Genomic DNA, 8,383 nt, shown 5'->3' with positions numbered 1-8,383 from the left:
GGTGAGTGCACGAGTAGTCCTCCCGGCCACGGTCGACAGATCCCGTTCAAGACCCGAAGTCAGTTAGGGGGCGGGTCAGACCGGACCGGGAGGACTCTCTCGCACATCCTCACTGTTAGGGGGCCAGGTGGGAGCGGATGAGGAATCTCAGGCCGTCGGGGGCTTCCAGGGAGAAGCCGCTGCCTCGGCCGGGGACCACGTCGACCGTGAGCGTGGTGTGTTTCCACAGCTCCCACTGGGACTTGGACATCCAGAAGTCGACCGGCTCGGGGACGCCGTCGACCGCCAGCGACGCGAGCAGGACGTCGGAGCCGCCGGTGCGGAACTCGCCGGCGGGGTAGCACATCGGGGCGCTGCCGTCGCAGCAGCCGCCGGACTGGTGGAACATCAGCGGCCCGTGCCGCCCCCGCAGCGACCGGATCAGCTCGGCCGCCGCGGGAGTCACGGTCACGACGTCACCCATCAGAAGAAGCCGAGCTTCTTCGTGGAGTAGCTGACCAGCAGGTTCTTGGTCTGCTGGTAGTGCTCCAGCATCATCTTGTGGTTCTCCCGGCCGATGCCGGACTGCTTGTACCCGCCGAACGCGGCGTGCGCCGGGTACGCGTGGTAGCAGTTCGTCCAGACCCGCCCGGCCTGGATCGACCGACCGGCCCGGTACGCGGTGTTCATGTCCCGGCTCCACACGCCCGCGCCCAACCCGTACAGGGTGTCGTTGGCGATCTTCACGGCGTCGTCCAGGTCGGCGAAGGAGGTCACCGAGACCACCGGGCCGAAGATCTCCTCCTGGAAGATCCGCATCGAGTTGTCGCCCTCGAAGATCGTCGGCTGCACGTAGTACCCGCCGGACAGCTCCCCGCCCAGGTCGGCCCGCGCGCCGCCGGTCAGGACGCGAGCGCCCTCCTGGCGGCCGATGTCCAGGTAGGACAGGATCTTCTCGAGCTGGTCGTTGGAGGCCTGCGCGCCGATCATCGTGTCGGTGTCCAGCGGGTGCCCCGGCACGATCGCTTCCGTCCGGGAGACCGCCGCCGCGAGGAAGTCGGAGTAGTGCCCCTGCTGGATCAGCGCCCGGGACGGGCAGGTGCACACCTCGCCCTGGTTGAGCGCGAACATGGTGAAGCCCTCCAACGCCTTGTCCAGGAAGTCGTCGGCGGCGGCACTGACGTCGTCGAAGAAGATGTTCGGGCTCTTGCCGCCCAGCTCCAGGGTGACCGGCTTGATGTTCTCGCTGGCGTACTGCATGATCAGCCGCCCGGTGGTGGTCTCGCCGGTGAACGCCACCTTCGCCACCCGGGGCGAGGACGCCAGCGGCTTGCCCGCCTCGACGCCGAAGCCGTTGACGATGTTCAGCACGCCCGGCGGCAACAGGTCGGCCACCAGCGACAGCCAGTAGTGGATGGATGCCGGGGTCTGCTCGGCCGGCTTGAGCACCACCGCGTTGCCGGCGGCCAGCGCCGGGGCGAGCTTCCAGGTGGCCATCAGGATCGGGAAGTTCCACGGGATGATCTGCCCGACCACGCCCAGCGGCTCGTGGAAGTGGTACGCCACCGTGTCGTCGTCGATCTCGCCGAGCGAACCTTCCTGCGCCCGGATCGCCCCGGCAAAGTAGCGAAAGTGGTCGATCGCCAGCGGGATGTCGGCGGCCAGGGTCTCGCGTACCGGCTTGCCGTTCTCCCAGGTCTCGGCGATCGCCAGCGACTCCAGGTTCTCCTCCATCCGGTCCGCGATCTTGTTGAGGATGCGGGCCCGGTCGGCCACCGAGGTGCGGCCCCAGGCGTCCGCGGCGCCGTGCGCGGCGTCCAGCGCCCGCTCGACGTCGTCGGCGGTGCCGCGGGCCACCTCGCAGAAGGTCTGCCCGGTGACCGGGGTGGGGTTCTCGAAGTACTGGCCGCCGGCGGGCTTCACGTACTCGCCGCCGATGAAGTGGTCGTAGCGGGACTGCCAGTGGGTGGGGGCGTCGTAGCGCGTCATCGGGTACCTCCGCCGTCCGTCGAGGGGTGGACGGCGGTGACGCTAGTTTCCAGAACGTTGCAGGAACGTTGCGCGCTGGAGGTCGTACTCCCGGGAGAGCTGGCGGATGCGCGCCACGGCGAGCGGCCGGCGGGCCGCGCCCGGCGGCAACGCCCGCGCCAGGGCCTGCCACGCGGTCAGGTCGTCGGCCCCGGCGGGCGTCGCGGTCCAGGCCGCGAGCAGCGACGGATCCGCCGCGGCCAGCACCGCCGCGCGCAGCTGCCCGTCGATCAGCCGGCGCAGTCGCGCCACTCCCGGCGCGTCCGAGCCGGGCAGCAGACTTCCCGGGTACGCGTCGAGCGCCCCCGCCACCTGGCCGCGTTCCAGCAGCTCGGTGACGGTACGGAAGTCCGCGCGCACGGTCGGCCGCAGCCGGTACGGGCGGGAGTCGAGCAGCTCCTCACCGAGCGCCCGGCGCAACCGGGACAGCTCGGCGCGCAGGGTGACCGGGTGCAGCCGGTCGTCGCCGTAGAGGTCCAGGCCGAGCTGTTCGCCGGTGCGCCCCTCGGGATGGCCGAGCAGCAGCACCAGCAGTTCGCTGTGCCGCCGGCCGAGCCGGATCCGCCGCCCGCCGACCCGCAGCTCCGCCTCGTCCCGGCCCAGCGCGTTGACCGCGACCACGCCCGGGTCGACCGGCTGGGCGAGGAACGCCTCGGCGGCCCGGGCGGTGGCCCGGACCAGGGCGAGGCTCTGCGGGCTGGCCAGGTGGTCACCGCCGGTGATGTCCACCGCGCCGAGCAGCCGCCCGGTGGCCGGATCGTGGATCGGGGCGGCGGCACAGGTCCACCGCTGCACCGGCCGGACGAAGTGCTCGGTGGCGAAGATCTGCACACTGTGGTCGACCGCGAGGGCGGTGCCCGGGGCGTTGGTGCCGGCGTGCGCCTCGTCCCAGCGGGCGCCGGGCACGAAGTTCATCCGCTCGGCGTGCCGCAGCACCCCCGGATGCCCCTCCACCCAGAGCAGCCGCCCGTACGCGTCGCAGACCGCCATCAACTGGGCGCCGTCCTGGGCGATCCCGCCGAGCAGGTCCCGGAAGATCGGCAGCACCCGGGCCAGCGGGTGGGCCGCCCGGTAGCTCTCCAGCGCGTCGTCGGTGAGGTCGACCGGGGCGGTGGCCTCCGGGTCGACCAGCGCGGAGCGTTCCCAGGAGCGGCGCACCACCTCGCGCACCCGCTGCGGGTCGGCACCGGTGAGGAAGGCCTCGTGGGCGGCGCCGACCTGCGCGATCCGCTCCGCCGGATCGGCGCCGAACTCCAGGGCGAGCCACGGGTCAGCCATCGGCGACCTCCTCGCGCCCATCGTGACGCAGCTCACCCGTGATCGCCAATAGCGGTTGTGCCGGCATGCGATTGACAGCCCTGGTGTTTCACCGGATCAGCTGAGGATCGCGACTCAGGCGATGCGACGGAGGCGGCGGACGGCCAACCAGAGCAGGCCACCGCCAGGGCGACGAAGATGCCGGTGTCGATGCCGCGGCTGGGCCGCACCGGCGGCGCGCGTTCCGCGACCGGTGCGGCCCAGGTGTGGCTGGCGTGCAGGACGTGCGATCGGACCGGCGGCCGTGGCCTACCTCTTGATCGCCGCGTCCAGCGACTTTGCCAGCTCGTCGTGCCCGGTCAGGTTGGGGTGGGGGCATCCGCCGATCATGGTGTTCTGAATCTGGCCGGCGGTGAGGGCCGGTGCCTTCTGGAAGCGCACGATCGGGTCGGCGGGGAGGATGCTGGCCTTGATGGCGTTGTTGATGTCAGCCGTCCACGCCTGCACCTGCGTCTTCCACGCCTTGTCGGGTACGAGTTCCGCCTCGACGTTCGGAATGTTGGGCAGCGCCCCCTTGACCACGTCGGGCAGGTTGGTCTTCTGCACGTACGTCTGCGCGAAGGTACCCAGGGCGACCTTCGCCGGCGAGATGTCGTAGTAGCCCATCCAGACCACCTTGTCCGCGCCGGCACCGACCATTCTGGCGGTGATCCGGGCGGTGTCCTGGGTGATCTTCGCGTACTGGGCCGGGCCGTCGAAGACCGGAATCTCGAACCTGAGCCGGTCGACGGCTACCTGCTTCTCCTTGCCGGCGTTGACGTTCTCCAGCAGGACCACCTGGCAGGACCCGCCCTTGATCACGCCGTCCTTGCCGACTTCCTTGCCGGTCGGGTCGTACCAGCGAATCACCGCGTTGAACGGCAGGTTCTTCTTGATGAAGTACTTCACCATCTCGGTGCGCATCAGATCGGCCATGCCGCACTTCGCGACGCCCTCGGCCAACTGGGTCCAGTTGGTGTTGTTGATCCCGCCGGTGGTTACGAAGTACGCCTGGCGTCCATCCTGCTTGGCCTTGGCCACGGCCGCCTCGGCCAGCGAGATGGGGGGAGCATTTCGCGCCCAGGGGTTCTCGCAGGCGTCCTGGTATGCCGCCGGTGCGCCGAGGATGTCGGCGGTGGTCATGCCGGTACGGGCGAAGTTGTAGTACTCCACCACATTGGTGTTGATGTCGCTGACGTACTTACCGGCGTAGCTCGACTTCATGTCGTTTCCGGGCAGGCCCCGGTGGTCGGCCTGGGTGTTCTGGTTGACGGCGCACTTCTTCGGCTCGTGATGATGCTTGACCTGAATGTGCGCGGAGGTGACCGAGTCACCGGTCGCGACCAGCACGGCCGGTTTCGCCGGGCTCCGTTCCGGCCGACAGATCCGGTCCTTGTCCGCTTCGGGCAGCCGGCTGTCACTCGGCTCGCCGTCGCGTTTCGGGCACGCGTCGGGAGGCGGCGCCGGGCTTCCCGTGGGCGTGCCGGTGGCGGTGGGCGTGCCGGTGGCGGTGGGCGTCGACGTGGCCGTGGGCGTCGCGGTGGCTGTGGGTGTGACGGTGGGTGAACCGGTGACCGTGGGCGTCGCGGTCGGCGGCGCACTGTACGTCGGTGTCGCCGTCAGGCCGGGAGAACCGGTCGGGCCGGGGGTCGGCGTCACCGGGCACGGGCTCGCCGTCGGCGAGTCGGTGGGGGTGGGCTCGGTCGGGCTGGGGGAGTCGGTGGGGATGGGCTCGGTCGGGGTGGGGGAGTCGGTGGGGCTCGGGTCGCTGGTCGGCGTGGTGGTCACGGTGGTTGGTGCGGTGGGAAAGGTCGATACCGACGCCGCCCTGGTGCGGTCGTACGCGTAGGTGGCCGGAGTGACGGTGGTGGGGGCACACCAGCCCTGGCGATCTTCCTCGATCCCGGTCAACACGTCGGGTGGCAGCGGTTCGTCGGCGGCGACGCACGGATCGAAGAACCACTCCACCCCATCGAACTCGCGGGTGCACGGCCCCGCGTCCGCCGCGTCGACGGGTGTGAGATCCAGTGCCGGCCGGGCCATTGCGGGTAGCAGTCCCACGAACAGGGTGACCGCCACCGCCGCGGCTGGGACCAGGACTTTCTGACGTCTGCGCATGGAGCCTCCACACTCGATGCCGGACGGCACGCACCGCGCCGCCTGGCAAAGTTTGACATACGTCAATCTCTTGGTGAGTGAAGAACGCATGACGGCCAGCGGACATCGCTGTCGTAGTCGCGGCTCAGCGAGAACGCGGACAAGCCGGAGCTGGGCCCGGGCCCAGGGCCCCGGCGCCGAATCTCGGGCGGGAGCGGGCGGTCAGCCGAAGGCGGCGTCCAGGATGTCCAGCCCCCGGGCCAGCTCGTCGTCGGCGATCACCAGCGGGGGCAGGAAGCGCAGCACGTTGCCGTACGTGCCGCAGGTCAGGGTGAGCAGGCCGGCGGCGTGGCAGGCCGCCGATATCGCGGCCGCGGCAGCGGGATCGGGGGTCAGCGTGCCGGGCCGGACCAGCTCCACGGCGAGCATCGCGCCGCGCCCGCGTACCTCGGCGATCCGGGGATCGCGCTCGGCTATCGCCCGCAGGCGGTCGCTTAGCACCTGCCCGATCCGGCGGGCGGCGACGGACAGGTCCAGCTCGTGCATGGTCTCGATGGTGGCCAGGGCGGCGGCGCAGGCGAGCGGGTTGCCGCCGTACGTGCCGCCGAGGCCGCCGACGTGCACCGCGTCCATCAGCTCCGCCCGCCCGGTCACCGCGGCCAGCGGCAGGCCGCCGGCGATGCCCTTGGCCAGGGTGACCAGGTCCGGCTCGACGCCCTCGTGCTGGCAGGCGAACCAGTCGCCGGTACGGCAGAACCCAGTCTGGATCTCGTCGGCCACGAAGACCACCCCGGCGCGCGTCGCCCACTCGCGCAGCGCCGGCAGGAACCCCTCGGCGGGTACGACGAAGCCGCCCTCGCCCTGGATCGGCTCGATCAGCAGCGCGGCGACGTTCTCCGCGCCCACCTGCTTCTCGATCGTCTCGATCGCCCGGGCCGCGGCGGTCGCCCCGTCGAGCCCGCCGTCGCGCAGCGGGTACGACATCGGCACCCGGTAGACCTCGCCGGCGAACGGCCCGAACCGGTGCTTGTACGGCATGTTCTTCGCGGTCAACGCCATGGTCAGGTTGGTCCGCCCGTGGTACGCGTGGTCGAAGACCACCACCGCCGGCCGACCGGTGGCGCGCCGGGCGATCTTCACCGCGTTCTCCACCGCCTCGGCGCCGGAGTTGAACAGCGCCGACCGCTTCTCGAAGCCGCCGGGGGTGAGCGCGTTGAGCCGCTCGCAGACCGCCACGTACGACTCGTACGGCGCGACCATGAAGCAGGTGTGGGTGAAGCGCTCGACCTGCTCGCGGACCGCCTCGACCACCCGCGGCGCGGAGTTGCCGACGCTGGTCACCGCGATGCCGGCGGCGAAGTCGATCCACTCCCGCCCCTCGACGTCGGTGATCGTGCCGCCATCCGCCCGCTCCACGTACGACGAGATGGTCGAGCCGACGCCCCGGGCGACCGCCGCGCCCCGACGCTTGTGCAACTCCTCGCTGGATGCCATGGGTCAGCCCTCGATGTTGTGCATGACGTGCTTGATCCGGGTGTAGTCCTCCAGGCTGTAGACCGAGAGGTCCTTGCCGTGCCCGGAGTGCTTGAAGCCGCCGTGCGGCATCTCGGAGACGAACGGGATGTGGGTGTTCACCCAGACGCAGCCGAAGTCGAGCCGGCGCGTCATCCGCATGGCCCGACCGTGGTCCTTCGTCCAGACCGAGGCGGACAGGCCGTAGTCGACGCCGTTGGCCCAGCGCACCGCCTCGTCCTCGTCCGAGAAGCGCTGCACGGTGATCACCGGGCCGAACACCTCGTCCCGGATGATCTCGTCGGTCTGCCGCACGCCGGAGACCACGGTCGGGGCGTAGAAGTAGCCGCGCTCGCCGACCTGCGCGCCGCCGGTCTCGACGTTCGCGTGGTCCGGCAGCCGGTCGACGAAGCCGCGCACCCGGGTGAGCTGGTTGGCGTTGTTCAGCGGGCCGTAGAGCACGTCCTCGTCGTCCGGCGCGCCGGTCTTCGTGCCGCGGGCCTGCTCGGCGAGGGCGGCCAGGAAGTCGTCGTGGATGCCGGGGCCGGCGAGCACCCGGGTGGCGGCCGTGCAGTCCTGGCCGGCGTTGAAGTAGCCGCCGACCGCGATCGCCTCGGCCGCCGCCTCGACGTCCGCGTCGTCGAAGATCACCACCGGGGCCTTGCCGCCGAGCTCCAGGTGGGTCCGCTTCAGGTCGGGGGCGGCCGCGCTGGCGACCTCCATGCCCGCCCGGGTCGAGCCGGTGATCGACACCAGCTGCGGGGTCGGGTGCGACACCAGGGTACGACCGGTGTCCCGGTCGCCGCAGACCACGTTGAACACGCCCGGCGGGAAGAACTCGGCCGCGATCTCGGCCAGCAGCAGCGTCGACACCGGCGTGGTGTCCGACGGCTTCAACACCACCGTGTTGCCGGCCGCGAGCGCCGGGGCGATCTTCCAGACCGCCATCATCAGCGGGTAGTTCCACGGGGTGACCTGGGCGCACACGCCGATTGGCTCGCGCCGCACGTAGGAGGTGTGGCCGGCCAGGTACTCCCCGGCGGAACGGCCCTCCAGCAGCCGGGCGGCGCCGGCGAAGAACCGGAACTGGTCGACCGCCGGAGGCAGCTCCTCGTCGGCGGTGAGCTGGCGGGGCTTGCCGGTGTTGCGCACCTCGGCGTCGACCAGCTCCGCGGCGCGCGCCTCGACGGCGTCGGCGAGCTTGAGCATCGCCTTCTGCCGCTCGCCGGGGGTGGTGTCCCGCCAGCTCTCGAAGGCCCGGGACGCGGCCCGCATGGCGCTGTCCACGTCCCCGGCCCCGGAGACCGGCGCCTGGGCGAAGACCTTCCCGGAGCAGGGATCGACCAGGTCGGCGTACCCGCCGTCCACCGTGTCGACGTACTCGCCGTTGACGAAGTTGCGCAGCTGCTGCTGATCGCTCATGGGGATGTCTCCGTGGGGTGGCCGAGGCGGGTCGGGGGTGTTCGAGGGA

General features: G+C 71.1%; 7 protein-coding genes. 1 reads left to right on the top strand and 6 read right to left on the bottom strand.

What is annotated here, in order from left to right:
• Nucleotides 1–115: 115 nt before the first annotated feature.
• From ACFY3U_RS03355 to ACFY3U_RS03340, 4 genes are all read right to left on the bottom strand, one after another.
• Nucleotides 116–463: a DUF779 domain-containing protein gene (locus ACFY3U_RS03355; RefSeq protein WP_387194052.1), complete on the bottom strand. Its 348-nt coding sequence runs from the start codon at nt 461–463 to the stop codon at nt 116–118.
• Nucleotides 463–1,968: an aldehyde dehydrogenase gene (gene adh / locus ACFY3U_RS03350; protein ID WP_387194049.1), complete on the bottom strand. Its 1,506-nt coding sequence runs from the start codon at nt 1,966–1,968 to the stop codon at nt 463–465. The genes ACFY3U_RS03355 and adh overlap by 1 nt, the downstream gene beginning before the upstream one ends.
• A gap of 42 nt (nt 1,969–2,010) precedes the next feature.
• The gene (locus ACFY3U_RS03345) at nt 2,011–3,285 is read right to left on the bottom strand and encodes a GAF domain-containing protein (RefSeq protein ID WP_387194046.1); all 1,275 of its coding nucleotides are present in this window, start codon (nt 3,283–3,285) and stop codon (nt 2,011–2,013) included.
• Nucleotides 3,286–3,573: 288 nt separating this feature from the next.
• The gene (locus tag ACFY3U_RS03340) at nt 3,574–4,653 is read right to left on the bottom strand and encodes a hypothetical protein (RefSeq protein WP_387194043.1); all 1,080 of its coding nucleotides are present in this window, start codon (nt 4,651–4,653) and stop codon (nt 3,574–3,576) included.
• Nucleotides 4,654–4,777: 124 nt separating this feature from the next.
• On the opposite strand from ACFY3U_RS03340, the gene ACFY3U_RS03335 reads away from it, so the two are divergent.
• The gene (locus ACFY3U_RS03335) at nt 4,778–5,152 is read left to right on the top strand and encodes a hypothetical protein (RefSeq protein WP_387194040.1); all 375 of its coding nucleotides are present in this window, start codon (nt 4,778–4,780) and stop codon (nt 5,150–5,152) included.
• Between the two features lie 470 nt (nt 5,153–5,622).
• Here the strand turns inward: ACFY3U_RS03335 and gabT are convergent, their stop codons facing one another.
• Together gabT and ACFY3U_RS03325 are read right to left on the bottom strand one after the other, a co-directional pair.
• A complete protein-coding gene (gabT, locus tag ACFY3U_RS03330) occupies nt 5,623–6,894 on the bottom strand; it encodes a 4-aminobutyrate--2-oxoglutarate transaminase (RefSeq protein ID WP_387194038.1) in 1,272 nt (423 codons plus the stop codon).
• 3 nt (nt 6,895–6,897) lie between these two features.
• Nucleotides 6,898–8,334 carry a gamma-aminobutyraldehyde dehydrogenase gene (locus ACFY3U_RS03325; protein ID WP_387194035.1) on the bottom strand — a complete coding sequence of 479 codons (1,437 nt, stop codon included), beginning with the start codon at nt 8,332–8,334 and terminating at the stop codon, nt 6,898–6,900.
• Nucleotides 8,335–8,383: the final 49 nt, after the last annotated feature.

It is taken from the genome of Micromonospora sp. NPDC000089 (assembly GCF_042899365.1).
GTDB lineage: Bacteria > Actinomycetota > Actinomycetes > Mycobacteriales > Micromonosporaceae > Micromonospora.
Note: the sequence above shows the minus strand (reverse complement) of the source record. Positions and strands in the feature narration are given on the sequence as shown.

What these genes read in the sequence shown, in the direction of transcription:
- ACFY3U_RS03355 (WP_387194052.1), bottom strand. Translation starts at nt 463, where the DNA reads ATGGGTGACGTCGTGACCGTGACTCCCGCGGCGGCCGAGCTGATCCGG.
- adh (WP_387194049.1), bottom strand. Translation starts at nt 1,968, where the DNA reads ATGACGCGCTACGACGCCCCCACCCACTGGCAGTCCCGCTACGACCAC.
- ACFY3U_RS03345 (WP_387194046.1), bottom strand. Translation starts at nt 3,285, where the DNA reads ATGGCTGACCCGTGGCTCGCCCTGGAGTTCGGCGCCGATCCGGCGGAG.
- gabT (WP_387194038.1), bottom strand. Translation starts at nt 6,894, where the DNA reads ATGGCATCCAGCGAGGAGTTGCACAAGCGTCGGGGCGCGGCGGTCGCC.
- ACFY3U_RS03325 (WP_387194035.1), bottom strand. Translation starts at nt 8,334, where the DNA reads ATGAGCGATCAGCAGCAGCTGCGCAACTTCGTCAACGGCGAGTACGTC.